The sequence below is a fragment of the Enterococcus faecalis genome (assembly GCF_029024925.1).
Taxonomy (GTDB): domain Bacteria; phylum Bacillota; class Bacilli; order Lactobacillales; family Enterococcaceae; genus Enterococcus; species Enterococcus faecalis.
Genome location: NZ_CP118962.1, coordinates 1,306,993 through 1,332,943 on the forward strand (window position 1 = coordinate 1,306,993; position 25,951 = coordinate 1,332,943).

Here is a 25,951-nt window from a genome sequence, read left to right on the forward strand (position 1 = left end):
ATTGTGGATATTTTCTACAGAAGAATCCACAACAGTAATTTTTTTAAATAGAAAATAAAATGAAAAGAACAATGTTTAGGAGGATAAAAATGAAAAAACTAAAAGAGTTAAATCTTAAAGGTCATTTATTAACAGCAATCTCATATTTAATTCCAATTGTCTGTGGCGCTGGCTTTTTAATTGCAATTGGTATGGGGTTTGGTGGCTCAAGTCAAGGAACCTTGGTACCAGGTGAATTTTCGCTTTGGGATGCTTTAGCTACTATGGGTGGCGCTGGCTTAGGCTTACTGCCGGTTGTTATATCTACTGGCATTTCCTTTTCAATCGCCGGTAAACCTGGAATTGCTCCGGGCTTTATTATTGGTTTAACTGCGAATGCAGTTGGCGCTGGCTTTATTGGTGGTATCTTAGGTGGTTACTTGGCAGGATATCTTGTATTAGCTATTTTAAAATATGTGAAATTACCAAACTGGGCGAGAGGGTTAATGCCAACATTAATTATTCCATTTTTAACCTCAATTACTGGTGGATTAATCATGGTATATATTATCGGGACCCCAATAACGGCATTTACTTCATTATTAACGAACTTTTTAGATAGCTTAGGTAACTCGTCATTATTAATTTTTGGTGGTGTAATTGGTTTATTAAGTGGTATAGACTATGGCGGACCCATTAACAAAACTGTTTTTGCCTTTGTTTTGACAATGCAAGCGGAAGGACTTAATGGACCAATTACAGCATTGCAATTAGTAAATACAGCAACGCCAATAGGCTTTGGATTAGCTTTCTTCTTTGCTAAATTATTTAGAAAAAATATTTATACAAAACTAGAAGTTGAAACGTTAAAGTCTGCCGTACCAATGGGCGTGATTAACATTGTTGAAGGTGTTATTCCTTTAGTTATGAATGATATTGTCCGAGGAGTCATTGCTACAGCGATTGGCGGCTTCGTGGGTGGCGCAACAACAATGATCTTAGGGGCAGATGCGACAGTTCCATTTGGCGGTGTTTTAATGATTCCAACAATGAGTAAACCGCTGGCTGGCATTATTGCAATTGTTGTAAACGCTGTGGTTACCGGTTTAGTTTTAGCTATTATTAAGAAAGATGTAACTGAGAAAGATATGGAAGCTTTAGTAGAAAAAGAAGAAGAGGAGATAAACTTGGAAGATATTCAGATTTTCTAAACAAAATGAAAAAGCGCAACAAAATTAATGCAATTTATATTGCCCGTCAGAGATGTGTCAACGTCTGAATATAACGAGTTAGAAAAATTTTCAAAAACATCAACCAAATAATCAGATAGAAAGAGTTGAAAATTAGAATGAACAAAGTTGAATTTTCTCCGTCACTAATGACGATGGATTTGGACAAGTTTAAACAACAAATCACCTTTTTGAATGATCATGTTGCTTCGTATCACATAGACATTATGGATGGTCACTATGTGCCAAACATTACATTATCTCCGTGGTTTATTGAGGAGTTAAGAAAAATTTCGAAGCTCCCAGTATCTGCCCATTTAATGGTTACGAATCCAAGCTTTTGGGTACAACAACTAGTAGATATCAAATGTGAATGGATTTGTATGCATGCAGAGGTTTTAGATGGTCTAGCATTTCGCCTAATTGACCAAATTCACAATGCTAATCTTAAAGCAGGGATCGTCCTTAATCCCGAAACGCCTATTGAATCAATCTTTCCATATATTGAATTGTTGGATAAAATCACAATCATGACCGTTGATCCAGGCTTTGCTGGCCAGCGATTTATTGAAGGAACACTTGATAAAATTGTTGCTCTTCGTAATTTACGTAAAGAAAAAGGGTATCGTTATGTAATTGAAATGGACGGCTCATCGAATAGAAATTCATTTAAGCGAATTGATGCTGCAGGACCTGATATTTATATTGTTGGTAGAAGCGGATTGTTTGGATTGAATGAAGATATTGAAAAAGCTTGGAGAATGATGAGTAGAGACTATGAAGAAATGACTGGGAAAAAAATTCCATAAAACATTTGACTGTTTGTTAAAAGAATAGATAAGTTGTATAAAGTCAAGCCTAGAAAAGAATTTTGTTCATTCTTATCTGGGCTTTTTTGATGCAATAAATAAGCGCCAATAGAACAAAATTACTTGTTATTCTATTCTAGGTGAAAACGTTCAATCTTGCGAAGTTACGGTTTGTTCACAAAAAAGTTACTTTTATTAAATAAAACTAAAGAAGTAACAAAAACTTCGCTTTTTTCAGTTATTTCAAGTAACATAGAACGTATCTTAAAAGAAAAAGTTTGGATGATTCGATGCGTAGAGTAAGAAAAATAATTTATAAAATCATGCTACTTTTGTTTGTTGGTTTAGTTGCTGGTCTTGGCTATCTTGGCTATAAAATACATCAAAATGTTGAAACGGTAATGACCTTTGAAAAACAAGTAGAAGCAGAAGTCAAAAAAAATAAAATACCTGAATACAAAACATTAGCTTTAGCGATTATCTATACAGAATCTAAAGGGAAATCTGGCGATATTATGCAGAGCAGTGAAAGTGTTTATGGACAACAAGAAGTGATTGAAACACCAGAGGAAAGTATCGCACATGGCGTCAAATTTCTCGCGGAAGCGTTAGCGAAAGCAAAAGAAGCTGGCTGTGATGAGTGGACAGGCGTACAAGCATATAATTATGGACTGGATTATATTCAGTTTGTTAAAGAACGCGGCGGGAAACACACGACAGAGTTAGCAGAAGAATATTCAAGAGAAGTCCTTTCACCGTTGCTAGGAAATGACCAAAATACGAAATATCGTTATTATCGTTGGCAAGCGTTAGTTTACAATGGTGGTTACCTTTATCAAAATGGTGGCAATATGTTCTATGCGGAAATTGTCAAAATGAATCGTTGGTTTATTGAAAAGTTAAATTAAAACGAGAAAAGTCTAAAGAATTCTTTCAACTTACAGGAATTTTTTAGGCTTTTCTTGCAGTTTCATGAAAATGCAAGTAAACTAGAAGGGATGTAACTGATTAATTGAAAAGGTAGGGAAAGAGCTGGATGTTGAATAAAGTCGACCTGAAAAAAGGGTTAAGTACAGAAGAAGTTGCCAAGCAGAAAGAGTTAGGCCTTCAAAATAATTATGAGGAAAATGTAGCAAAATCTACAAAAGATATTATTTTTGATAACGTCATGACGTTATTCAACTTTTTAAACTTTGCAATCGCTGTTTGTTTACTATTTGTCGGAGCGTATTCCAATCTGGCTTTCTTAGCGATTATTATTGTGAACATGTCAATCGGGATTTTCCAAGAAATTCATGCCCGTAATTTAGTTCAAAAATTATCTATTGTGGCAAAAGAAAATGTTCATGTTGTTCGAAATGGCGTACAACAAGAAATTGATACAAAAGAACTAGTTATGGAAGATATTGTTATTATCTCTGCAGGGGAACAAGTTCCTTCTGATATGGAAGTTATTGACGGTAAAGTCGAAGCGAATGAAGCGTTGTTAACAGGTGAATCAGATTTAATTGAAAAGGAAATCGGCGATACCTTGCTTTCTGGAAGTTTCATTGTTAGCGGACAAGCCTATGCCCGTGTTATCCACGTTGGTGCCGAAAACTATGCTGTGAAAATCACCCAAGAAGCTAAAGTGCATAAACCAATTCAATCAGAGTTAGTCAATTCGATTCGTAAAGTCTCTAAATTTACAAGTTGGGTGATTATTCCTCTAGGGATTATTTTATTTGTTGAAGCTTTTTGGCTAAGAGATGCTGGCATTAAAACATCTGTTGTTGCTTCTGCAGCTGCTTTGTTAGGGATGTTACCAAAAGGATTAGTACTATTAATTAGTATTGCGCTGACAACAGGTGTCATTAAGTTAGCCAAAAAACGTATTCTAGTACAAGATATGTACTCAATTGAAACATTGGCCCATGTGGACACTTTGTGTTTAGATAAAACTGGAACGATTACAGAAGGTAAAATGAAAGTGCAAAAGGCGATTATCTTGCATGACAAATATGAAGAACTCTTCCCGCAGATTATCGGAAGCTACCTATCTGAAAGTACAGATAATAATATTACAATGCAAGCAATTCGTGATCATTATGAAGTATCCAATCGATTTGGCGCAAAAGAAGTCTTGGCTTTTTCTTCTGAACGAAAATGGGGAGCTATTGAATTTCCAGAAATTGGGACGGTTTATTTAGGGGCTCCTGAGCGTTTGGTAGACGATAGTCGGTTGCCGGAAGCTGTTTTTACAGCACAAGAGAATGGGTATCGCGTCTTGATGTTAGCCATTGCGGAACAACAACCGTTAAACGAAACCAAAATGCCTTACTTAGAGCCATTAGCAATTCTAGAAATTGATGATCCAATTCGCCAAAATGCCAAAGAAACACTGGCTTATCTAAAAGAAGAAGGAATCGACTTAAAAGTAATTTCTGGTGATAATCCGGTGACTGTTTCAAATATTGCTCGTCGTGCTGGGCTACCCGGTTATGAGTCTTATATTGATTTGTCGACCAAAACGACAGAAGCAGAAGTGCGTGAAGCAGTTCAGCAATACACAGTGTTCGGACGTGTATCGCCTCAGCAAAAACGAACCATTGTACGTGAGTTGAAAGACACAGAGCATGTGGTGGCGATGACCGGCGATGGCGTTAACGATGTTTTAGCGTTACGAGAAGCGGATTGTAGTATCGCTATGGCAGAGGGAGATGGCGCTACTCGGCAAATTTCTAATCTAGTTTTGCTAGATTCTGATTTTACAACGTTACCAGATGTCTTGTTTGAAGGACGACGTGTGGTAAATAATGTAACCCGAGTTTCCAGCGTTTTCTTCATTAAAACGATTTATTCGTTTATTCTCTCAATCATTTGTGCCTTAACGGCCATTGCGTTCCCGTTCATTCCGATTCAAGTGACCTTGATTGATTTAGCAATTGAAGGATATCCTGCTTTCTTCTTATCTTTCGAAGGGGACAAACGAAAAGTTGTCGGGAAGTTTTTACCAACGGCTTTGAAAAATGCGTCTGTTAATGCGCTTTTAGTTGTAGCGAATATCATTGCTGTTTATCTGATTGGACAAAATCAAGGATTTTCTTCTTTAGACACCACGACGTTAATGTATTATTTATTAGTTGGAATTAGCTGTATGGCTGTTGTTCGAGCATGTCTGCCTTTAAATCCATTACGCATTTTCTTGGTTTTCAGTACCATTATTGGTATTTATGTAGCAGCTATGTTATTCCACAACATTTTAGAAATTGGTTTCTTAACTTCGCAAACAATGGGTCTCTTCTTTATTATGATGGCCATTAATATTGTAGTGCGTGTAGCAATTGGTTTCGTACAAATGAAACGTGCTGGAAAAACAATTAAAGATTTATAAAAAGCAGAGGTTGAGCTAAAAGCATTCGTCTCCAGAAATGCAGTTCTTCTTTAAATCTTGAAGGAAGTCGGAGCAAGCTTGATGTTTAACTGATTATTTTAAGAGTTAGTGTCTGGGGCAGGAGTCAGGATGACTTTTGTCCTAGATACTTTCTTTTTTTGTTGAGTTGAAACAAGATACTTGAAAAACAGCGATTATGTGATACAATAAATCATGTGTAAATGTGTCCATTGGAATTCGCACTGAAATGACAGTGCGTTTTTTAAACGGTCAATCACATGAGTTAGCACAATGCTATTCTTAGGAGGTGAGGACAATGGCACAACGCATTCCTCAGGAAGTCATTGAGGAAGTTCGTCACCGAACGAATATAGTAGATATTATTGGGCAGTATGTCCAGTTAAAAAAATCCGGTAAAAATTATATGGGTTTATGTCCGTTTCACGAAGAACGTTCCCCTTCATTTTCAGTAGCAGAAGACAAACAAATTTTTCACTGTTTTGGCTGCGGGAAAGGTGGAACTGTTTTTAATTTCTTGCAAGAAATTGAAGGCATTAGTTTTCCAGAATCCGTGAAACGTGTTGCAGATTTGGAACATTTATCTGTGGACTTTGATTGGTCAGAGCCGCGTGAAGTAGCGGATACCCCAGAAAACCAACAAAGACGGAGTTTGTTACAACTGCATAGTAAAGCCGCAGAACTTTACCATCATATTTTAGTGAATACTAAAATTGGCGAACCCGCATTAAACTATTTATTAGAGCGGGGATTAACACAAGAACTAATTGAGACCTTTCAAATTGGATTTGCGCCGCAAAAACGTGATTTCTTAAGTCAAGTTTTTAAAAACGAACAACTGGATGAAACGCTTTTTGAGCCTTCTGGGCTGTTTGTCCAAAGAGATAACGGTACGTTTTTGGATCGTTTCTATCAACGAATCATGTTTCCAATTAATGATCCCCAAGGCAATGTCATCGCCTTTTCTGGTCGCTTGTTAAAAACAGCTGATTTTCCAGGGGATGAGATGCCTAAATACTTGAATAGTCCTGAAACAACACTTTTTAATAAGCGAGAAACGCTGTTTAACTTTGATAAAGCCAGAAAAGAAATTCGTAAAGAAAATACAGTCTTGCTTTTTGAAGGATTCATGGATGTTATCGCTGCTTGGCAATCAGGCGTAAAAAGTGGGGTGGCTTCAATGGGGACTAGTTTGACCAATGAACAAATTCGGCGTTTGGAACGGGTCGCTAAGGAAGTAGTTATTTGTTACGATGGCGATAATGCCGGTGTTCAAGCCACAAACCGTGCGATTCAATTATTGCAAGAAAACAGTCATTTTGACTTGAGTATTGTCAGCATCCCTGAAAAGCTGGATCCTGATGAATATGTGCGGAAATATGGCGCAGAAGCTTTTCAAAATTTAGCCAATCATGGCCGAGAAACAGTTTTTAGTTTTAAAATGAACTATCATCGGTTAACTAGAAACATGAATAACGAAAAAGAACAATTGGATTATGTGAACGAATTGTTACGGGAGTTAACCAATGTTCAATCTCCCTTGGAACGTGATCGTTATTTAAACCAAATTGCTCAGGAATTTCAACTTTCTGTTCATAGTTTAGAAGAACAATTCAATCAATTGAAGCAAGAGCAACGTTCAGTCCAACGGCAAGAAAGGCAACAATTTTATCAAGATGAAATGATGCCACCACCAATGGAAGAACCTGTTTTTGAAGAGAATCACGTCCAAAACAAGTTACCGTTAACACAAGTTCAAAAAGCAGAACGTTCTTTATTATTTCGTTTAATGAATGAACAAGGAGTACGGCAAACCGTTCAACAATTGCCAGATTTTTCGTTCGCTCATGATGAATACCAAGAATTATATTTCTTGCTAGAAAGTTATGCGACACTGCATCAAAGTTTCGACATTGCCGATTTTATTAATTTCTTGCAAGATAATCAAACCAAACAATTAGCAATTGAAATTGCGTATCAGAATTTATCGGAAGAAAGCTCTGAGCGAGAAGTTGCCGATTTATTACATGTAATTGCCTTATCAAGTATTGCAGAGGCAATTGAGCAGAAAAAGATTCAACAGCAAGAAGCAAAACGAGTGGGCAACCAACAGCTTGAAGCCGAATTAACAATGGAGATTATCCAATTGGCTCGACAGCTTAAAGCTCAACGAACATTTACTTAAGCAATATAATGAATAGAACTAAGCGTTTTGTTCATTTTATTTTGATAAGTCCCAGTGATTTATCAGTTATTTCAAGCGTGAACCGAAAAATGAAGGGGGCCTTCTTTCATGGAAAAAGAAACAAGTAAAAAATATGAAGCTGCAGTGGCAGCATTTATCAAAGAAAACAAGCCTAAAGGAACAGTGGTTTATGATGATTTAGCGAATCAATTAGCCACACCGTATACTTTGGATGCAGAAGCTATGGAAAAATTGATCCAAAAAGTTGAAGATGCTGGTATCAGTGTGGTCGATGAAAATGGAGACCCAAGTGAACATAGCTTGAAAAAAGATGAAAAAGAAGCGGAAAAGGCCCAAGCAGAAGACTTATCTGCGCCAACAGGTGTTAAAATTAATGATCCCGTGCGTATGTACCTAAAAGAAATTGGGCGCGTTCAATTATTAACTGCCGCAGAAGAAGTTGAATTGGCACTTAAAATTGAAGAAGGCGATCAAGAAGCAAAACAACGTTTAGCAGAAGCCAACTTACGTTTGGTTGTTTCAATTGCCAAACGATATGTAGGTCGTGGTATGCAATTCTTGGATTTAATTCAAGAAGGTAATATGGGCTTAATGAAAGCTGTTGAAAAATTTGACTACCGTAAAGGGTTCAAATTCTCTACGTATGCTACTTGGTGGATTCGTCAAGCGATTACGCGGGCAATTGCGGACCAAGCTAGAACGATTCGAATTCCTGTTCACATGGTTGAAACAATCAATAAATTGATTCGGATTCAACGCCAACTATTGCAAGATTTAGGTAGAGAACCAACGCCAGAAGAAATTGGTGCGGAAATGGATTTACCAACAGAAAAAGTTCGTGAAATCCTAAAAATCGCACAAGAGCCAGTCTCTTTAGAAACACCAATTGGTGAAGAAGATGATTCACATTTAGGTGATTTCATTGAAGACCAAGATGCTACAAGTCCTGCTGAACATGCAGCTTACGAATTGTTAAAAGAACAACTAGAAGATGTTCTGGATACTTTAACAGACCGTGAAGAAAATGTTTTACGTTTACGTTTTGGTTTAGATGATGGTCGGACACGTACGCTAGAAGAAGTCGGAAAAGTTTTCGGTGTCACTCGCGAACGTATTCGTCAAATTGAAGCAAAAGCGTTAAGAAAACTAAGACATCCTTCTCGTTCAAAACAATTAAAAGACTTTTTAGAATAAACATACCGTTTAGCGGCTCTTTTCGTGCATGCGAGAAGAGCCGCTTTTGTTTTTTAAAAAGTCTCTAAATGTCATTGCTAGTTATTGGAAGAAGGCGCAAGTTGTGGTAAATTAGAAGTAATGGAATATTAGCAGAATGTGAGGCGGAAGAATGACAAAAAAATGTCCGAAGTGCGGGAACGAATTCGATGCAGAATTAACGACCTGCCCAACATGTGGCTATTCACTAACTGACACAACAGTTGATAAAGAAGAAGCGGAAACGACTTCAACAAATATAGATTTTGAAACACAGGAAAATGAACAACACGAAGATCAATTAAATGAGAATATTGAATGGTCTGAGTTAAAAGATATGAGCTTAGGCCATGTGATGGAACTGTTTGGCGAATCACCAGAAGAAGAAAGTAATGATGACAAAAAAGAAGAGTCGACAGAAGATAACTTAATAGTCTCTGATTCAGAGGATGTTTCTGGTCTAGAAACATCGCTTCAAGAAGGGGCTAGTGAGGAGACTCATGATTCGGTGGAGGAGTCGACACCAGCGACAGAAGAGACGCCTACTCATTCAACAGAAGAAAAACTAGCAACGGACGAAGCAGTTAATTTAGAAGAAACAACGGAAGAAACAACTACTGTTGAAGCAGAAACAGCTGAGGTATCTGAGACGGTGAAGTCTGAAGAGGAAGCTTTAACAGAGATTTCAGGAACTGAAGTTATCTCTACCACTTCTGAAGAAGAAATTTTTTCACAACCACCGATAGAAGATCAAGATGTAACACCAAACGAAACTTTGCAAGCTTATATTCAAGCGCATCGAGCAGATACAGAAATGTCTGAAAATCCATCAGAAGAAACTGCAGAGACCCAAGAGTTAGAAAACAGCGGTGAGGCAGTATTAACCCAAGCCGAAACACCAACTGAATCCATTTCAGATTCTGAAGAAGGGTTAACAAGTGCAGCATCGCTAGAAGCACCAAGTGAAGCTGATGCAACCGAGGAAAAAGTTTCAGATTCAGGTGTGATACCACCGATGAATGAAACTGGGAATGCTCAACCAGCGCCTGCTCCGAAGAAATCATCAAAAAAAGTGGCTTTCGTTGCGCTTGCGGTTGTTTTATTAGCTGGAGGTAGTGCTTGGGCGTATCATGATCAAACGCAAAAAGCTGCCGCACAAGAGGCGGCGGCACTAACCAAGAAAACAGATACGCTGAAAGATGAACTAGCAGCCTTTTATACCACGAAGGAGCAAGTTTTTATTAAACCAGATATGGTGACTGTTAGTCCAGAAAAACTCTCAAAACAAGTCGCGGAAATTAAAGATTCAGAAGAGTATTCTCAATTAAATAAACAAATTCAAACATTGAAAGTGAAGCAACAAACCATTCAACAAATCAACCAATTATTTGAGGCGCCGATTGTCAATGGCAATGAGTTGAAACCGGCGATTTTAGCTGCTGATCAACCAATTTCCGTAAAGAAATTAACAGGAAATGATCCATTTGACCAATTGATGAACCAAGCAATCGATCAAGCGAACCAACAATACAACCAATTACAAAAAGCTAAAAAAGCGGTTGAGGTCATTTATAAAGATGGAAAAACTACCAATCAGCTGAATCGAGACACGTATCAAGCTGCTAAGGCAGAAGTAGATAAAGTAACAAGTGATAAGCTGAAAAAAGAACTGGTCAAACAAGTCACGACAGCTGACCAAGCGTTAACCAAGGTTGAAGAAGAACAGAAAAGAATTGCAGAAGAACAAGCTGCCGCAGAGCAAGCTGCCGCAGAGCAAGCAAAACAAGCAGAAGAACAAGCGAAACAAGCTGCTGCCGCAAAAAAAGAGGACGCTAAGAAGGAAGAAACAGCAAAAACAGAAGCGAATGGCTACACGGCGCCGAATAGTGACGGGGTTTACACTAGTCCGCTTTATGCGCCAGATGCTGCCGATATCGCTGATAGTAGCAATCCAGCGTGGACATGGGCACCAGGTGTGAAAGAAAAAGTCTTAGACACAGTGATTGCTCGTGGCTATGTGGTTCCTGGCGGATATTCTTTAGAACCTGCCAAAATTGTGAATGGCGAAGGTTACTACAATCTTTATGCAACAAACAATCAATCAAAATTATTAGAAGGCACTACAGAGAAAAATGTTCACATGTATTTAGTTACAATCAATGCTAAAACAGGTTGGTTCAAAGGGAACGCTTCTCGTAATGCAGGGCAATAAAAGAAAATAGAAACAATCGAACAAAAGCGGAAATCTTTTGTTCGATTGATTTTCCTTGAGGAGTTAATGATAAATGAGAGAATTACTAGCAACAACATTTACCGGCATTGTGGTCGATGAAAATGAACAATTTTATTTTGTTCAAAAAAATGGCATCACATTCCGTTTAAAAAAAGAAGAAGGTACGCATGCTATAGGGGAGGCTGTAGAAGGGTTTGGTTATTTAAATCAAAAACAAGAGCCAGCACTGACAACTACAATTCCTACTGTGCGTATTGGTAGCTATGGCTTTGGTACTGTCACGGGAACGAGACGTGATTTAGGTGTCTTTGTGGATGTTGGCTTACCAGATAAAGATGTCGTTATTTCGTTGGATGAATTACCAACTATGCGGGAACTTTGGCCTAAAAAAGAAGACCGAGTAATGGTTACTTTAAAAGTGGACAGTAAAGACCGCATTTGGGGCGAATTAGCAGATGAAAAAGTCTTTAAAGCAATGGCAAAACGTGGGAATGCTGAAATGCAAAACCAAAACTTAACCGGGCATGTATATCGTCTGAAACTTGCAGGAACGTATATTTTAACTGATGATTTATACATTGGATTTATCCATCCTTCTGAACGATTCCAGGAACCACGTTTAGGTGAAAAAGTAGTGGGGCGTGTGATTGGCGTGCGGCCGGACGGCGTATTGAATCTTTCATTAAAACCAAGAAGTCATGAAGTAATCAGCGATGATGCGTTAATGATTCTAACTTTCTTAGAAAGAGCAAACGATCACCAAATTCCTTTCACCGATAAATCAAGCCCTGATGAAATTAAACAAACCTTTGGCATTAGTAAAGCTCAATTTAAACGCGCCTTAGGCCATTTAATGAAACAAAAATTAATTAAACAAGAAGATGGTAAAACAATTCTAATTGGCTCGTTGGAACAATCAAAAGAAAAAAATTAAGGTAGCTAATTGAGAATATCTTGCAAATTACAGTTATTTCTTTTATAATTATTTTAATTTGATTGATAAATTAAGTTTCTTAATTTATAATCATTCTAAACAAGGAGCTGTAATAATGGATTCGACTGCTGCTTTAAAAAAGACAAAAAAACAATTACATGAATCAGGCTTTAAATTAACACCACAACGGGAAGCAACCGTACTTGTATTATTGGAAAATGAAAAAGATCATTTATCAGCAGAAGAAATTTACTTCTTGGTAAAACAAAAAAGTCCGGAAATTGGTCTAGCAACAGTCTATCGAACGCTAGAAATTTTAACAGACTTAAAAGTCGTTGATAAAGTGAGCTTTAACGATGGTTTAGCTCGCTATGATTTAAGAAAAGAAGGCGCCAAACACTTTCACCACCATTTGTTATGCTTAGAATGTGGCACAATTGAGGAAGTGGAAGAAGACTTGCTTGGTGAAGTAGAGCAAATTGTTGAAAGTCGGTATCATTTTTTAGTCAAAGATCATCGCTTAACTTTTCATGGTATTTGTCAAAGTTGTCAAAGTAAACATTAAAAAAACTGCCTTGCATTAATTTATGCAAGGCAGTTTTTTATTCATTGGAATTATAAATTAGCGAATTTTTCCAATAAGCGAATCATTTGGCAAGTAAAACCATATTCATTGTCATACCAAGCCACAGTTTTCACTAATTGGAAATCGCCAGCTGTCGTTACTTCTGTTTGCGTTGGGTCAAAAATCGAACCTTCTGTCGTGCCGATTATGTCTCCAGAAACAATTTCACGATTATCATAACCGAAAGAAGGGTTATCAATGGTGTGTTTTTTCATTGCTTCATTTACTTGATCAGCTGTTACTTTTGTTTTTAAAATGCTAACTAATTCTGTTAAGGATCCATCCACAACGGGAACACGTTGGGCATGGCCTTGTAATTTTCCATTAAGTTCTGGAATAACTAAGCCAATTGCTTTAGCAGCACCAGTTGAATGGGGAATAGTATTGTCTGCAGCAGAGCGTGCCGCACGAAGATTTCCGCCACGAACAGGGCCATCTAATAGCATTTGTGTTGATGTGTAGGCATGGACAGTTGTCATGGTACCAACTTCAATACCGAATTCATTATTTAAGAAGTAAGCCATCGGTGCTAGACAGTTTGTCGTACATGAACCAGCAGAAATGATTTTATCGTTGGCATCAAGTGTATCATCATTGACGTTGTAAACGATTGTTTTCATTGCGCCTGCAGGAGCAGAGATAACCACACGTTTCACACCTGCATCTAAATGAGCTTGTGCTTTTTCTTCAGAGGTATAAAAACCTGTACATTCAAGGACAATGTCTACTCCGTTTTCTTTAACCCAAGGGATTTTACTTGCATCTGGTTCTGCGTAGACACGGGTTTCTTCGCCGTCAACCACAATGCCATTTTCAGTGGCTGTCACGGTGCCAGGATAGGTGCCATGCGTAGAGTCAAATTGTAATAAGTGAGCCAACATTGTTGGGCTAGTCAAATCATTGATAGCCACAACTTCAATATCATCAGAAACTTCTTTTATTCGGCGAAAGGCTAAACGACCAATTCTTCCAAAACCGTTAATTCCTACTTTGACTGTCATAACAAAAATTCCTCCTTTAGATGTTTGTGTTTCTTTGGACCCTTGCTGAAAAAGTGATTTTCTTCAACTATCTATAGTATGAACCTCTAAAATTTTTTTGTCAAAAGACTGATAGCGAAGCGACAAAAAGAAAGCGAAAGATTCATGAGAAATTTTGCTTTTTCCAACGATAACTAACTAGAATTGCTAGACAAACGGTTGTTTTCCCGATACAATAATAAAGACTTTCGAATCACGCTTTTTGAGGTGATTAAAGATAGTAGAAGTAGAATAGGAGGACAAATTATATGTCCATGTTTTTAGATCAAGTGACGATTGATGTCAAAGCTGGTAAAGGCGGCGACGGAATGGTTGCTTTCCGTAGAGAAAAATATGTACCAGACGGGGGTCCCGCTGGTGGTGATGGCGGTCGCGGTGGCGACGTTGTTTTAGTTGTTGAAGAAGGATTACGCACATTAATGGATTTCCGGTTTAATCGTCATTTTAAGGCGACACCTGGAGAAAATGGTATGAGTAAAGGAATGCACGGTCGTGGTTCAGAAGATTTACTTGTCAAAGTTCCACCAGGTACAACAGTTCGTGATGCAGAAACTGGAGCCTTAATTGGGGATTTAATTGAGAATGGTCAGACCTTAGTAGTAGCGAAAGGCGGACGCGGTGGTCGTGGGAATATTCGCTTTGCTTCCCCAAGAAACCCTGCACCAGAAATTGCCGAAAACGGCGAACCGGGTCAAGAACGTAAAATCGAATTAGAATTAAAAGTCTTAGCAGATGTTGGTTTAGTTGGGTTTCCTTCTGTAGGAAAATCAACGTTACTCTCTGTTATCTCGTCCGCTCGTCCGAAAATTGGTGCCTATCATTTTACGACGTTAGTTCCAAACTTAGGGATGGTGACTACTAGTGACGGTCGAAGCTTCGCTGCAGCAGATTTGCCAGGCTTAATTGAAGGAGCTTCTCAAGGTGTCGGCTTAGGAACACAGTTCTTACGCCACATTGAACGGACGCGTGTTATTTTACATGTCATTGATATGAGTGGCATGGAAGGACGCGATCCTTATGAAGATTATTTGGCAATCAATAAAGAATTGGCTTCACACAATTTACGTTTGATGGAGCGACCTCAAATTATTGTTGCCAATAAAATGGACATGCCTGAAGCAGAAGAGAATTTAGCGAAATTTAAAGAGCAACTTGCGAAGGAACGCACCGATGAGTATGCTGATGAGCTACCTATTTTCCCAATCTCTGGGGTTACTCGTAAAGGTATTGAACCTTTATTAAATGCAACAGCTGACTTGTTGGAAGTAACGCCTGAATTCCCATTATATGAAGATGAAGTGGTAGAGGAAGAAACCGTTCGTTATGGCTTCCAACCAGAAGGTCCAGAATTTACGATTGATCGTGAACCAGATGCTTCATGGGTTTTATCTGGTGAAAAATTAGAAAAATTATTTGAAATGACGAATTTCGATCATGATGAAACAGTAATGCGTTTTGCACGTCAATTACGTGGTATGGGTGTCGATGAGGCATTACGAGCACGTGGCGCGAAAGATGGCGACATTGTTCGGATTGGTAATTTTGAATTTGAATTTGTCGAATAAGCATAAAACCAGTTCACTCAGTGAACTGGTTTTTTATTTTAAAATTAGTATTAAATTAGCGAATAGATTGAAATAATATTTTTAATAGCTTATAATTTTAAATGTAACAAAATAACAAACGAAAGGAGCGAAATTGAAATGGAAAACAATCAAGCAATGGTTCCTAAGTTTTCAGTTAAAAGTGCCGGTTTTCTTTTTAGTATGGGGTTCTTATGTGGTGTCCTGTTGCCGAGTGTTTTATTATGGACTTTCAGTCTGCCGTTTAATATTGGTGCCATGATTTTTTTGCCTGTTGGGATTGCTTTTGCGTTAGCGTATAGTCATTATTTTATTGAAACGAAAACAGGTTTTTGTAAGCGTTTTATTTGGTTGTTTTTAATTTCTCTTATTTTATTAGAGCTTATCTCTTATTTATGGCTGATTAAAGGAGTTATTTTTTAAGAGAAAAACAGAGGAGAGTGTTATTTATGTTAGATAAACTGACTGTTTGGATTGAAAATCATCTAGCTGGACCAATGGCTAAAATTGCCAATCAGCGCCATTTACGTGCGGTGCGGGATGGGATTATTGCGACATTACCTTTAATTATTGTCGGTTCTTTTTTTCTAATTATTGCGTTTCCGCCGTTACCAGAATCTTGGGGCATTACTCAATTTTTAACAAGTAATGCTGCTACAATCTTATTGCCTTACCGAATGACAATGTACATTATGGCGTTATATGCGACTTTTGGCATTGGCGCTAGTTTAGCGAAATCATATAATCTTGATCAAGTCTCTGGAGGGATTTTGGCTACGATTGCTTTTTTATTAACATTAGTACCTGTAGCGATTCCTGAAGAAGCCAGTAAAGCAGCTGGCGTTTCAGGGTTTGTTTTACCAATGGCTAATTTGGGTGGTGCAGGGATGTTTGTCGGGATTGTGACGTCAATTATTGCTGTCGAAATCTATCGAGTGACAGATAAGTCTAAGTTCAAAATTACAATGCCTGATAACGTTCCACCTGCTGTTGCTCGTTCATTTGAATCGTTGACTCCGACGTTAATTGTCATGTTATTGATTGGTTCAATCACTTATTATTTAGGCTTTGATTGGCACACATTTGTAGGGAACTTAGTAGGACCACTAGTTCAAGCAGCGGACTCTTTATTGAGTGTCTTGCTGTTGGTCTTTTTAACCACATTTTTCTGGTTCTTTGGGATTCACGGCGCTTCAATCGTAGGATCGTTGGCGCGTCCTCTATGGCTACAACTATTAGAGGAAAACACGACTGCTAAAGCAGCTGGCGAAGCATTACCTCGGATTGCGGCAGAACCTTTTTACCAATGGTTCATTTGGATTGGTGGTGCCGGAGCCACAATTGGTTTAGCCATATTATTAGCCTTTCGGGCAAAATCAGAATATGGTTCAAAACTAGGAAAAGCTATTTTAGCACCGTCTATTTTTAATATTAATGAGCCAGTTATTTTCGGTGTACCGATTGTCTTAAATCCTATTTTAATGATTCCTTTTATCTTTGCACCAATGGTTTTAGCAACGATTGCTTGGTTTGCCACAAAATTAGGTTTAGTAAGTGAAGTTGTCTTTACCGCTCCTTGGACCTTACCAGGACCAATTGGCGCCTTTATGGCGACAGGCGGCGATTGGCGTGCTGCTGTTTTGAATATTGTTTTAATTCTAGTGGCCATCTTGATTTACTATCCGTTCTTTGTAGCTTATGATAAAAATGAGCTTGCCAAAGAACAAGGCAAACAAATAGAAGAATAAAGAGTGCAGCCGTTTAGTGTCCAGAACAAAAGGTGATGACCTTTTGTTCTGGACCTATTTGTTTATAGGCGATGAAAATTCTCAATTTTTTTGAAATGTATAGAAAATTTTGAGAAAAGAAACGCATAAAAAAGTGTAAAATATTATATATATAATGAAAATGGTTTTCTTTTGTGTGAACATAATAAAGTTATTGTTAACTAAAAGAGAAAAGGGGTATGAAAATGGTTAGAACGAAGGTATATACAAAGGAAAAAATCTTAAACGTAGCTGAAAAAATTTTAGTAGATAAAGGTTTTTCTAATTTAACTGCTAGAAATATTGCAGATGCTATGGGGATTTCTACGCAGCCAATTTATTTAGAATTTGTCAACATGGACGATTTAAAACGAACCTTAATTAAATCGTTATTTCATCGTATGCAATTATTTTATAAAGCAGATGTCGGTGCCTCAGACCCAGTGATTGCATTGGGTCTGAACTTTATATTATTTGCCCAAAAACATCAAAAAATCTATACGGCGTTATTTATGAAAGCACATGGTTATGAAGAAGAATTGCAGCAAATGCTTCAAACTTTTTTTGAAGAGCGTTTATTATTGGATAAAAAATATGTACAAATGGACAAAGGAAAATTTGTCGAATTATTTCCTAAAATGGTGGTAATCTATTTAGGTTTAGCCACAGCGGTTACAATGAAAATAATTGACTTAACTAAGAATCAAGAAATTCAATTATTAAGTCAATTATTGATAGAAGAGTAGTGTTTTGTTATTTATTCAAAATAACAAAAATACGACATAAGTCTGAGGAAAAACTGGTCGTTGCGCCCGAGGAAGGATTGTTTAAAACTTGCTATACTTTGGAAGAAGTAACAGAGAATAATTACTCGGGAGGATTTATGTGATGAAATTTATTAAATTTTTAGTGGTGACAGCAATTGTTATTGGTGGTGGTTTATTTGGGGCCAAGTTTTACGCAGAGAAGAACTCTGGCGAATTAGCTGGTGTGTTAGATCAATTAAATCCATTGGTTAAAGAAGGAAATGTGTATGTTAAAACAAAGAAAGCCGATAGCGTTAATGGCTACGGAATTGCTAGTTATACGCAAGTAGCCGCAGATGAGGAAGGCAAAACGCGAGAAATAACTTTCACAGCGGACCATGAATTAAAAACAGATCATTATCTAAAAGTCTCAAATAAAGGGGCCCACATCAATACGTATGAAGAGGTCAATCAAGACCAAGTACCAGAAAAGGCATTACAAGCGATTCAAAAATAACAAAAAGTCAGAACGTATCTTCAGCGTACGTTCTGACTTTTTGTTATTTTTTTGCTTCTTGAAGAATATTGATTTTTTCAATTTTAACATCAGTTTTTGGTTTATCGTTGGCACCAACTTCGACTTTGGCAATTTTATCGACAATATCCATTCCTTTGGTTACTTGACCGAAAACAGTATGTTTTTTATCAAGAGAAGGATAGCCGCCTTTTTTGTAAGCATCAATGATTGCTTTTGGATAATCATCATATAAAAGACCATCAGATTGATCATCTGTATTTTGGACAATAAAGAACTGACTGCCGTTAGTATTAGGTCCTGCATTCGCCATTGATAACGCGCCACGAATGTTATATAACTGGTTTGAAAATTCATCTTCAAATGGTTTATTCCAGATGCTGTTTCCGCCAGTTCCATCACCGCTAGGATCGCCACCTTGGATCATAAAGTTATTGATGACGCGGTGGAAAGTCAAGCCATCATAATAGCCATCTTTGGCATGTTTCATAAAGTTCTCGACAGTTTTTGGAGCCTGTTTAGGAAATAGTTTGATTTCAATATTTCCCATTGAAGTAACCATTTGGACTAAGTCTTGATCTTCGGCAACTTTGTCATCTAGTTGTGGTAAATCTAGTGAATTTAAGTCGACCGAATCCTTTGTTTTGCTTTCACTGGATTTAGCGACAGAATCACTCGTTGCGGTCGTGCCTTTATTATTGGTTGTGTTACAGCCTGCTAAAAGCAAGGTGAATGCTGCAACTGAAGCAACAGCAAGCATTTTCTTATGTTTCATCTGTTTTCCTCTTCCTTTCACACTGACAATTAGGTTCTTTTTTATCATAACAAAAGAGAAGATAACAAACCAGTGGAATTTTTATAAGATTTCCTATAGGAAAGGTGTAGACCACTTTTGTTTTTTTTGTTACAATGTAAGCAGATACATTATTATGTTTTACAATTTAGGAGGCAATCACATGGGAAAATTAGGTATTTCAATTTATCCAGAACGTTCAACATTTGAAAAGGACAAAGCATATTTGGATTTGGCTCATAAATACGGCTTTAAGCGTGTCTTTACTAGTTTATTGCAAATCAATGATGATCGGGAAAAGGTATTAGCAGAGTTTAAAAAAGTCGTAGATTACGCCAACCAATTAGGTATGGAAGTGATGGTCGATATTAATCCTGCATTGTTCGAACAATTAGGCATCTCTTATGATGATTTATCATTTTTCCATGATATGGGCGCTTACGGTATTCGTTTAGATCTTGGTTTTACTGGGCAAGAAGAGGCGAATATGACAAGAAACCCTTATGGCATTAAAATCGAAATTAATATGAGTTCAGGGACAAGTTATGTAGATAATATTATGGCCTACTCACCAAACACAGAAAATTTACTAGGCTCACATAATTTCTATCCACATCGTTATACAGGCTTAGGCTATGAGCATTTTGTTTATTGTTCAGAAAAATTTAGAAAATATAATTTAAATACGATGGCGTTTGTGAACTCACACGATGCTACATTTGGGCCATGGCCGACACAAGATGGGTTATGTTCTTTGGAAGACCACCGCGATTTAGAAATTGCAACGCAAGTTAAGCATTTAGTTTTAACAGGATTAATCGATGATATTTCTGTCGGAAATGCTTATGCCTCAGAAGCAGAATTAGCAGCAATGGCAGAAGCCTTTCATGCACCGTATCCTTCGATCAAAGTGGATACAGAACCAGAAATCACAGAAGATGAAAGAATTGCATTGTTCGATAACTTACACAGTTATCGTGGAGATCGTTCTGATTACGTTTTGCGTTCAACAATGACACGTGTTTACTATAAAGATCGTCCTTTCCCAGCTCATACAACGAGAGATATTGTTCGAGGCGATGTCTTGATTGACAACGTTGGCTATGGACAATACAAAGGGGAAACACAAATTGCTTTAAAAGAAATGAAAAATGATGGCCGTGTAAATGTGGTTGGTCGTATTTCTGATGACGAACGTTTCTTATTAGAATTTTTGAAACCATGGTCAAGTTTTAAACTTATTGAAAATAAATAATTTTTAGTTTCCTATAAATAGATAAGTGGAGCATAGCGCAAGAGGTAATATTTTTGTGCTATGCTTTTTTTGTCGCAACAAAATTGTCTCATTGTAGTGGTAAAGAAAGATGGCTGAATCTTTGAATGGTAGTTGTCAAAAAAAGGGCGACAACTTATAATGAATCATACAGTTTAAATAAAAGGAGTACGTAGATGAATCGATGGTTAAAAATTTTGATTGCGCTTATTGTAGTAATTGCAATTGGTTTAATTGCGGCAGGCTTATATTTTTATAATTATGCAGTAGTTCCAGGAAAGAAAGACTTTATAAATGAGAATACCCCAGGGTCAAAAGTGGTCCAGACACCTGAAGGCGCGTGGTTTAAAGATGACAAAAATCGACAAGAATGGTCAATTACTTCGGAAGATGGGCTACGTCTAAAGGCCATTTATTTACCAGCCGACAAGAAAAGTAATCGTACCGTTATTATGGCGCATGGTTATATGGGTTCGGCAGAAACGATGTCTGTCTTTGCGAAAATGTATCATGATTGGGGCTACAATGTGTTAGCGCCAGATGCGCGTGGTCACGGAAAAAGTCAAGGAGATTATATTGGGTTCGGCTGGCCCGATCGTAAAGATTATGTCCAATGGATTGAGAAAGTTTTAACCGAAAATGGTCAGCAAGAACAAATCACTTTATACGGTGTCAGTATGGGTGCTGCTACAGTCATGATGACGAGCGGGGAAAAATTACCAGATAACGTGAAAGCCATTGTGGAAGATTGTGGCTATTCTACAGTCAATCAGGAGTTGCAATATCAATTGAAAGAGCTTTTCAATTTACCAAGTTTCCCATTAGTTAATGTTACTAGCGGGATTACGAAACTTAGAGCTGGCTATTTCTTTGGGGAAGCAAGCGCTGTTAAACAATTACAAAAGAATCATTTACCAATGCTCTTTATTCATGGTGAAAATGATACGTTTGTGCCGTTTAGTATGCTAGACGAAGTTTATAATGCAACCCAAGGACCTAAAGAGAAATATGTCGTTCCTGGAGCAGAGCATGCGAAAGCTTATAATAAAAACCCAGAAAAATATAAGGAAACAGTAGCTGCTTTTCTAGATAAATATATAAAATAACAAATTTATTCTTTACTAATAGTAGCAAAAACAAAAGACTTGTTCTTAAGTTAACGACTTAGTGAACAAGTCTTTTGTTGTCAGTTGATTTTTTTTAATAAGTTGGAATTTACCCATGCAATCTAGGGCATAATCTGATAGGATAGTACTAGAAATGAGGGAAGGATAATGGAAGAACAATTAGTCGATTATTTACACTATTTACAAATAGAGCGGGGCTTATCAAATAACACACGACGGAGTTACGAACGAGATTTAAAAAAATACGTAGCCTTTTTACAAGAACAAGGCCTGCATTCTTGGGACGAAGTTGACCGTTACATGATTACAGAATTTTTGCAATCCCTTCACGAAGAACAGCAAGCTTCAGCAAGTGTGATTCGGATGATTTCTAGTTTGAGAGGATTTCATCAATTTTTACGTCAAGAACGCTTAAGCGAACATAATCCGATGCAACATATTGACTCCCCCAAGAAAGTTCAAAAATTGCCAAGTACATTATCTGTTGACGAAGTGACTCGATTAATTGAAACGCCTGATACAAGTAAACCACTAGGTATGCGGAATCGTGCTATTTTAGAAGTGATGTATGCAACGGGCCTGCGAGTTAGTGAGCTAATTGAAATAAAATTAGGGGATCTGCATTTATCCATTGGTTTATTGCAAACAATCGGAAAAGGGGACAAAGAACGAATTATTCCTTTAGGCGATTATGCGATTCAATGGATTGAGCGCTATATGAACGAAGCCAGACCTCAATTGATTAAAAATCATCCGAATGAAACACACCTGTTCGTTAACCATCATGGCGAACCGTTATCTAGACAGGGCATTTGGAAAAATTTAAAACAGATTGTTCGAGAAGCCCAGATAGAGAAAAATATTACCCCGCATACATTACGGCATAGCTTTGCGACACATTTGTTGGAAAATGGCGCAGACCTTAGAATCGTGCAAGAATTATTAGGACATGCAGATATCTCCACGACACAAATTTATACACATATTACCAAACAACGAATGGCAGATGTTTATAAGGAACATTTTCCTCGGGCTTAATTTGCGAGAATGCCCACAAACGAATAAATTTATGGTAAACTAGGAAGTCGAGAAAAGAAAGTAGGTGTCGTTTTTGCAAGAAATTAATTTAAAACTAGATGTCTTTGAAGGACCACTGGATCTTCTACTACATTTAATTCAAAAATTAGAAATCGATATCTATGACATTCCCATTACAGCAGTAACTGAACAATACATGTCTTATATTCATGCGATGCAAACCTTAGAGTTAGAAGTCGCTGGAGAATATCTAGTCATGGCTGCCACCTTAATGGCTATTAAAAGTCAGATGTTGCTTCCAAAACAAGAGCTTGAAATCATTGATGATGAAGATTTTTTTGAAGAGGAAGACCCACGGGAAGCTTTAGTAGCTCAGTTATTGGAGTATCGGAAATTTAAATATGCAGCGACTGTTTTACATGAAAAAGAAGAAGAACGTAAACTCTATTATACAAAAGAACCAATGGATATGGATGATTATAAAGAGGAAGATACAACACTACCGCCTAATCAAATCAATACAATTGATTTATTTCTAGCCTTTCACGCCATGTTAGAAAAGAAAAAAAATCGCCAGCCTGTTGAAACAACTGTTGCTAGTGACGATGTTTCCATCGAAGAAAAAATCACCGCTATTTCAGAGCGTATGCGTCAAGTACAGAAAGGGAAGGCAGTGTCGTTTGATTCTTTCTTCGATTCTTATTCCAAACAAGAAATTGTGACAACGTTCATGGCTCTTTTAGAATTAATGAAAACAGGCGTGATTTATGCTGAACAAGAAAATAATTATAGTGAAATTTTGTTATTTAATACAGAAACCCAGCAGGAAGATACAACAGAGGTGGAGGAAACACAGTGACATTAGTTAGTCAAATTGAAGCAATTTTATTTGTGGTTGGCGAAGAAGGAATTGGCTTGGAAGAGCTGGCGTACTTATTAGAGAAGTCAACAGCAAAAACCTATGAAGAATTAACGAAATTGAAAGAACATTATGCTTCTGACAATAAATCGGCGTTGAATATTTTAGAAGTCGGCAATCATTTTGTCTTAACAACGAAGAAAAAATATGCCTCATTACTAAAAAAATATGCGCAATCGCCTATGTCGAACGCCTTATCACAAGCGGCGCTAGAAACATTATCCATTATTGCTTATAAGCAACCAATTTCGCGTATTGAAATTGATGAAATTCGTGGCGTACAGACTTCTGGCTCTATCCAAAAGTTAGTTGCCCGTCAGTTGATAGAAGAAAAAGGCCGCGTAGATGGTCCTGGCAGAGCAATTTTATATGGCACAACGAAGTATTTTATGGATTACTTTGGGTTGAAAAGTTTAGATGAATTACCAGATATCCAACAAATGGAAGATGAATTAGAAGAAGAACTACCAATGGATCTATTTTTTGATCGTTATCAAGAAACGAACCCAATGTCTGAAACAACAGAAGGCGAGGAAGCTTAAACAATGGAAAGATTACAAAAAGCAATTGCTCATGCTGGGGTGACTTCGCGTCGCAAAGCAGAGGAATTAATTGTCAAAGGTCGCGTAAAAGTCAACGGCCAAGTGGTCAAAGAATTAGGAACACAAGTAAGTAAACAAGATACCGTTGAAGTTGATGGTGTACCAATTTATCAAGAAGAATATGGTTATTATTTATTCTATAAACCAAGAGGGGTTATTTCTGCGGTGTCTGACGATAAAGGCCGTAAAGTAGTAACGGATTATTTTACAGATGTTACTGAGCGAATTTATCCAGTCGGTCGTCTGGATTATGATACTTCTGGGTTGTTACTTTTAACGAATGATGGAAGTTTTTCACAAAAATTAACCCATCCTAAACATGAAGTAGATAAAGTCTACGTAGCAAAAATTAAAGGTGTACCAACTAAACGGGATCTATTGCCATTAGCCAAAGGCATTCGCATTGATGGCAAACGCACAGCACCAGCCAATTTTCAAATTCTTTCAGCGGATATTAAAACAGGTAGCAGTGTCGTGGAATTAACGATTCATGAAGGACGTAATCATCAAGTGAAGAAAATGTTTCAAGCTGTTGGTTTCCCTGTTCAAAAATTAAAACGTGAACGTTACGGTGAGTTGACCTTACAAGGTTTGCGACCAGGGCAATATCGTGATTTAACTAAAAAAGAAATCAGTCAATTATTAAATCAAGCTAAATAAGATAAAATGACTCGATCTCTTCGCGCTTATGGCGAAGGGATTGTTTTTTTTGAGAAATGAAACAATCAATGAAATTTAATAAAAAAGCTTAGTTAGTTGCATTCATTGTTCAAATCGGTTACACTAAGTAAGTAAAAAAATATAATACAAGGTTCGTCTTCAGGGGCAGGGTGTAATTCCCGACCGGTGGTTATAGTCCACGACTCGTTTTTAACGATTGAATTGGTGTAATTCCAATACCGACAGTATAGTCTGGATAAAGAAGATAGGGCTTATTTGAGACGCTTTTTCATCAGATAATCCTACTCTATTTTTCCCTGCAGAAAAATAGGGTTTTTTTGTATGACAAAGAAGCGAATCAAAAAGTTCGTTGAAGATGGGTCCTTAATTGGAGGATTTCAGATGAACAACAAGGTACAAAAAATGGTCAGCATTGCAATGTTGGCTGCAATCGGTACAGTATTACAATTTGTGGCATTTCCGATTATGCCGGCGTTTAGTTTTTTGAAAATCGATTTTAGTGATATTCCGATTCTACTCGGAATGTTCTTGTACGGACCGTTAGCAGGAGTAATTACTGCTTTTGTTCGTTCGTTGCTACACCTGTTCTTAACCGGACTAGCACCGCAAAATATGGTGGGAGATTTCGCTAGCTTTTTAGCAAGTAGTATCTTCACCTTGCCAATTTTTTATTTCTTTGGTAAAAAGAAAAATATCCGTACAAATCGGATATTGGGCTTAGTAAGTGGGATCTTAGCCTTGACAATTTTCATGAGTATTGCGAATTATTTTGTCATTACACCCATTTACTTACAATTATATGGTGTGACCACACAACAATTTTTAGGAACATCTTTAGCAAGCTATGTGGCGATTGGTATTGTGCCATTCAACCTTATTAAAGGCCTCTTAGTCAGTGGTGTTTTTCTAGTACTACATGCGAAGTTATTGCCATGGCTATCAAAAAAGCAACATACTATTCAGAAAAAAACACCGTTAACAAAATAAATGATAAAAAACCTGCTGTTGAACAATGTTTGACAGTGGGTTTTTAAAATTTACGCCTAAAAGAAAAGAGGTTGTCATAATCTGTCATCATTCTGTTAAAAAATACTAAACCATCTGCATTGTAATTTTAACTTTCCCTTGGTATGATAGAAATCATCAAAGAAAGAGGAGTTTTCCTGAGTGAAAAAGTGTAAAAATTGTCGTCACGTGAATCGTGATACGGAGTCCTTTTGTGAAGAATGC

General features: G+C 37.3%; 23 protein-coding genes and 1 riboswitch. Of the genes, 21 read left to right on the forward strand and 2 right to left on the reverse strand.

The window, feature by feature from the left end; translation table 11 throughout:
- The first annotated feature begins 89 nt into the window (after positions 1-89).
- The 9 genes from PYW42_RS06440 (at position 90) to fur (ending at position 12,558) form a co-directional block, all read left to right on the forward strand.
- The gene (locus PYW42_RS06440; protein ID WP_002369426.1) at positions 90-1,190 is read left to right on the forward strand and encodes a PTS fructose transporter subunit IIC; all 1,101 of its coding nucleotides are present in this window, start codon (positions 90-92) and stop codon (positions 1,188-1,190) included.
- A 137-nt stretch (positions 1,191-1,327) separates the two neighbouring features.
- Entirely contained in the window at positions 1,328-2,017 is a 690-nt protein-coding gene (alsE, locus tag PYW42_RS06445) for a D-allulose 6-phosphate 3-epimerase (RefSeq protein ID WP_002389188.1), read from the forward strand.
- A gap of 290 nt (positions 2,018-2,307) precedes the next feature.
- Positions 2,308-2,925, forward strand: a complete 618-nt coding sequence (locus tag PYW42_RS06450) for a lysozyme family protein (RefSeq protein ID WP_002357646.1) — start codon at positions 2,308-2,310, stop codon at positions 2,923-2,925.
- Positions 2,926-3,053: 128 nt separating this feature from the next.
- A complete protein-coding gene (locus PYW42_RS06455) occupies positions 3,054-5,390 on the forward strand; it encodes a cation-translocating P-type ATPase (RefSeq protein WP_002366662.1) in 2,337 nt (778 codons plus the stop codon).
- A 316-nt stretch (positions 5,391-5,706) separates the two neighbouring features.
- A complete protein-coding gene (gene dnaG / locus PYW42_RS06460) occupies positions 5,707-7,593 on the forward strand; it encodes a DNA primase (protein ID WP_002380276.1) in 1,887 nt (628 codons plus the stop codon).
- A 108-nt stretch (positions 7,594-7,701) separates the two neighbouring features.
- Entirely contained in the window at positions 7,702-8,808 is a 1,107-nt protein-coding gene (gene rpoD / locus PYW42_RS06465; protein WP_002360364.1) for an RNA polymerase sigma factor RpoD, read from the forward strand.
- Between the two features lie 151 nt (positions 8,809-8,959).
- The gene (locus tag PYW42_RS06470) at positions 8,960-11,038 is read left to right on the forward strand and encodes a cell division site-positioning protein MapZ family protein (RefSeq protein ID WP_002409976.1); all 2,079 of its coding nucleotides are present in this window, start codon (positions 8,960-8,962) and stop codon (positions 11,036-11,038) included.
- A gap of 73 nt (positions 11,039-11,111) precedes the next feature.
- The gene (locus tag PYW42_RS06475; protein WP_002361792.1) at positions 11,112-11,993 is read left to right on the forward strand and encodes a CvfB family protein; all 882 of its coding nucleotides are present in this window, start codon (positions 11,112-11,114) and stop codon (positions 11,991-11,993) included.
- A gap of 115 nt (positions 11,994-12,108) precedes the next feature.
- Positions 12,109-12,558, forward strand: coding sequence for a ferric iron uptake transcriptional regulator (fur, locus tag PYW42_RS06480; protein WP_002357640.1), 450 nt, complete (start codon positions 12,109-12,111; stop codon positions 12,556-12,558).
- Positions 12,559-12,608: 50 nt separating this feature from the next.
- Here the strand turns inward: fur and gap are convergent, their stop codons facing one another.
- Positions 12,609-13,619: a type I glyceraldehyde-3-phosphate dehydrogenase gene (gene gap / locus PYW42_RS06485; RefSeq protein ID WP_002389291.1), complete on the reverse strand. Its 1,011-nt coding sequence runs from the start codon at positions 13,617-13,619 to the stop codon at positions 12,609-12,611.
- A 287-nt stretch (positions 13,620-13,906) separates the two neighbouring features.
- Here gap and obgE point away from each other — a divergent pair, with 287 nt between their 5' ends.
- The 5 genes from obgE to PYW42_RS06510 all read left to right on the forward strand — a co-directional run bounded on the left by obgE (position 13,907) and on the right by PYW42_RS06510 (position 18,270).
- Positions 13,907-15,223, forward strand: coding sequence for a GTPase ObgE (gene obgE / locus PYW42_RS06490; RefSeq protein ID WP_002384537.1), 1,317 nt, complete (start codon positions 13,907-13,909; stop codon positions 15,221-15,223).
- A 138-nt stretch (positions 15,224-15,361) separates the two neighbouring features.
- Positions 15,362-15,664 carry a hypothetical protein gene (locus tag PYW42_RS06495; protein WP_002374891.1) on the forward strand — a complete coding sequence of 101 codons (303 nt, stop codon included), beginning with the start codon at positions 15,362-15,364 and terminating at the stop codon, positions 15,662-15,664.
- A 26-nt stretch (positions 15,665-15,690) separates the two neighbouring features.
- The gene (locus tag PYW42_RS06500) at positions 15,691-16,989 is read left to right on the forward strand and encodes a PTS sugar transporter subunit IIC (protein WP_002363934.1); all 1,299 of its coding nucleotides are present in this window, start codon (positions 15,691-15,693) and stop codon (positions 16,987-16,989) included.
- Positions 16,990-17,207: 218 nt separating this feature from the next.
- On the forward strand, positions 17,208-17,753 hold the full coding sequence (locus PYW42_RS06505; RefSeq protein WP_002409973.1) for a TetR/AcrR family transcriptional regulator: 546 nt from the start codon (positions 17,208-17,210) through the stop codon (positions 17,751-17,753).
- Positions 17,754-17,895: 142 nt separating this feature from the next.
- Positions 17,896-18,270 (forward strand): YxeA family protein, encoded by a 375-nt coding sequence (locus PYW42_RS06510; protein WP_002357632.1) that lies wholly within the window; start codon positions 17,896-17,898, stop codon positions 18,268-18,270.
- A 43-nt stretch (positions 18,271-18,313) separates the two neighbouring features.
- On the opposite strand, the gene PYW42_RS06515 is transcribed toward PYW42_RS06510, so the two are convergent.
- Positions 18,314-19,063: a peptidylprolyl isomerase gene (locus PYW42_RS06515; RefSeq protein WP_002374887.1), complete on the reverse strand. Its 750-nt coding sequence runs from the start codon at positions 19,061-19,063 to the stop codon at positions 18,314-18,316.
- 181 nt (positions 19,064-19,244) lie between these two features.
- Here PYW42_RS06515 and PYW42_RS06520 point away from each other — a divergent pair, with 181 nt between their 5' ends.
- From PYW42_RS06520 to PYW42_RS06550, 7 genes are all read left to right on the forward strand, one after another.
- Positions 19,245-20,336 carry a DUF871 domain-containing protein gene (locus PYW42_RS06520; protein ID WP_002360357.1) on the forward strand — a complete coding sequence of 364 codons (1,092 nt, stop codon included), beginning with the start codon at positions 19,245-19,247 and terminating at the stop codon, positions 20,334-20,336.
- Between the two features lie 194 nt (positions 20,337-20,530).
- Positions 20,531-21,460 (forward strand): alpha/beta hydrolase, encoded by a 930-nt coding sequence (locus tag PYW42_RS06525; RefSeq protein WP_002357629.1) that lies wholly within the window; start codon positions 20,531-20,533, stop codon positions 21,458-21,460.
- A gap of 168 nt (positions 21,461-21,628) precedes the next feature.
- Positions 21,629-22,519, forward strand: coding sequence for a site-specific tyrosine recombinase XerD (gene xerD / locus PYW42_RS06530; protein WP_002360354.1), 891 nt, complete (start codon positions 21,629-21,631; stop codon positions 22,517-22,519).
- A 64-nt stretch (positions 22,520-22,583) separates the two neighbouring features.
- The gene (locus tag PYW42_RS06535) at positions 22,584-23,378 is read left to right on the forward strand and encodes a segregation/condensation protein A (protein ID WP_002390627.1); all 795 of its coding nucleotides are present in this window, start codon (positions 22,584-22,586) and stop codon (positions 23,376-23,378) included.
- Positions 23,375-23,980: an SMC-Scp complex subunit ScpB gene (gene scpB / locus PYW42_RS06540; protein WP_002357625.1), complete on the forward strand. Its 606-nt coding sequence runs from the start codon at positions 23,375-23,377 to the stop codon at positions 23,978-23,980. The genes PYW42_RS06535 and scpB overlap by 4 nt, the downstream gene beginning before the upstream one ends.
- Positions 23,981-23,983: 3 nt before the next feature.
- Entirely contained in the window at positions 23,984-24,700 is a 717-nt protein-coding gene (locus PYW42_RS06545; protein ID WP_002357624.1) for a pseudouridine synthase, read from the forward strand.
- Positions 24,701-24,851: 151 nt separating this feature from the next.
- Positions 24,852-24,971: riboswitch (FMN riboswitch) on the forward strand.
- Between the two features lie 71 nt (positions 24,972-25,042).
- A complete protein-coding gene (locus PYW42_RS06550; RefSeq protein ID WP_002409971.1) occupies positions 25,043-25,708 on the forward strand; it encodes an ECF transporter S component in 666 nt (221 codons plus the stop codon).
- Positions 25,709-25,951: the final 243 nt, after the last annotated feature.

Excerpts from the sequence above, each read along its gene's own strand:
- PYW42_RS06440 (WP_002369426.1), top strand. The coding sequence starts at position 90 with ATGAAAAAACTAAAAGAGTTAAATCTTAAAGGTCATTTATTAACAGCA.
- alsE (WP_002389188.1), top strand. The coding sequence starts at position 1,328 with ATGAACAAAGTTGAATTTTCTCCGTCACTAATGACGATGGATTTGGAC.
- PYW42_RS06450 (WP_002357646.1), top strand. The coding sequence starts at position 2,308 with ATGCGTAGAGTAAGAAAAATAATTTATAAAATCATGCTACTTTTGTTT.
- PYW42_RS06455 (WP_002366662.1), top strand. The coding sequence starts at position 3,054 with ATGTTGAATAAAGTCGACCTGAAAAAAGGGTTAAGTACAGAAGAAGTT.
- dnaG (WP_002380276.1), top strand. The coding sequence starts at position 5,707 with ATGGCACAACGCATTCCTCAGGAAGTCATTGAGGAAGTTCGTCACCGA.
- rpoD (WP_002360364.1), top strand. The coding sequence starts at position 7,702 with ATGGAAAAAGAAACAAGTAAAAAATATGAAGCTGCAGTGGCAGCATTT.
- PYW42_RS06470 (WP_002409976.1), top strand. The coding sequence starts at position 8,960 with ATGACAAAAAAATGTCCGAAGTGCGGGAACGAATTCGATGCAGAATTA.
- PYW42_RS06475 (WP_002361792.1), top strand. The coding sequence starts at position 11,112 with ATGAGAGAATTACTAGCAACAACATTTACCGGCATTGTGGTCGATGAA.
- fur (WP_002357640.1), top strand. The coding sequence starts at position 12,109 with ATGGATTCGACTGCTGCTTTAAAAAAGACAAAAAAACAATTACATGAA.
- gap (WP_002389291.1), bottom strand. The coding sequence starts at position 13,619 with ATGACAGTCAAAGTAGGAATTAACGGTTTTGGAAGAATTGGTCGTTTA.
- obgE (WP_002384537.1), top strand. The coding sequence starts at position 13,907 with ATGTCCATGTTTTTAGATCAAGTGACGATTGATGTCAAAGCTGGTAAA.
- PYW42_RS06495 (WP_002374891.1), top strand. The coding sequence starts at position 15,362 with ATGGAAAACAATCAAGCAATGGTTCCTAAGTTTTCAGTTAAAAGTGCC.
- PYW42_RS06500 (WP_002363934.1), top strand. The coding sequence starts at position 15,691 with ATGTTAGATAAACTGACTGTTTGGATTGAAAATCATCTAGCTGGACCA.
- PYW42_RS06505 (WP_002409973.1), top strand. The coding sequence starts at position 17,208 with ATGAAAATGGTTAGAACGAAGGTATATACAAAGGAAAAAATCTTAAAC.
- PYW42_RS06510 (WP_002357632.1), top strand. The coding sequence starts at position 17,896 with ATGAAATTTATTAAATTTTTAGTGGTGACAGCAATTGTTATTGGTGGT.
- PYW42_RS06515 (WP_002374887.1), bottom strand. The coding sequence starts at position 19,063 with ATGAAACATAAGAAAATGCTTGCTGTTGCTTCAGTTGCAGCATTCACC.
- PYW42_RS06520 (WP_002360357.1), top strand. The coding sequence starts at position 19,245 with ATGGGAAAATTAGGTATTTCAATTTATCCAGAACGTTCAACATTTGAA.
- PYW42_RS06525 (WP_002357629.1), top strand. The coding sequence starts at position 20,531 with ATGAATCGATGGTTAAAAATTTTGATTGCGCTTATTGTAGTAATTGCA.
- xerD (WP_002360354.1), top strand. The coding sequence starts at position 21,629 with ATGGAAGAACAATTAGTCGATTATTTACACTATTTACAAATAGAGCGG.
- PYW42_RS06545 (WP_002357624.1), top strand. The coding sequence starts at position 23,984 with ATGGAAAGATTACAAAAAGCAATTGCTCATGCTGGGGTGACTTCGCGT.
- PYW42_RS06550 (WP_002409971.1), top strand. The coding sequence starts at position 25,043 with ATGACAAAGAAGCGAATCAAAAAGTTCGTTGAAGATGGGTCCTTAATT.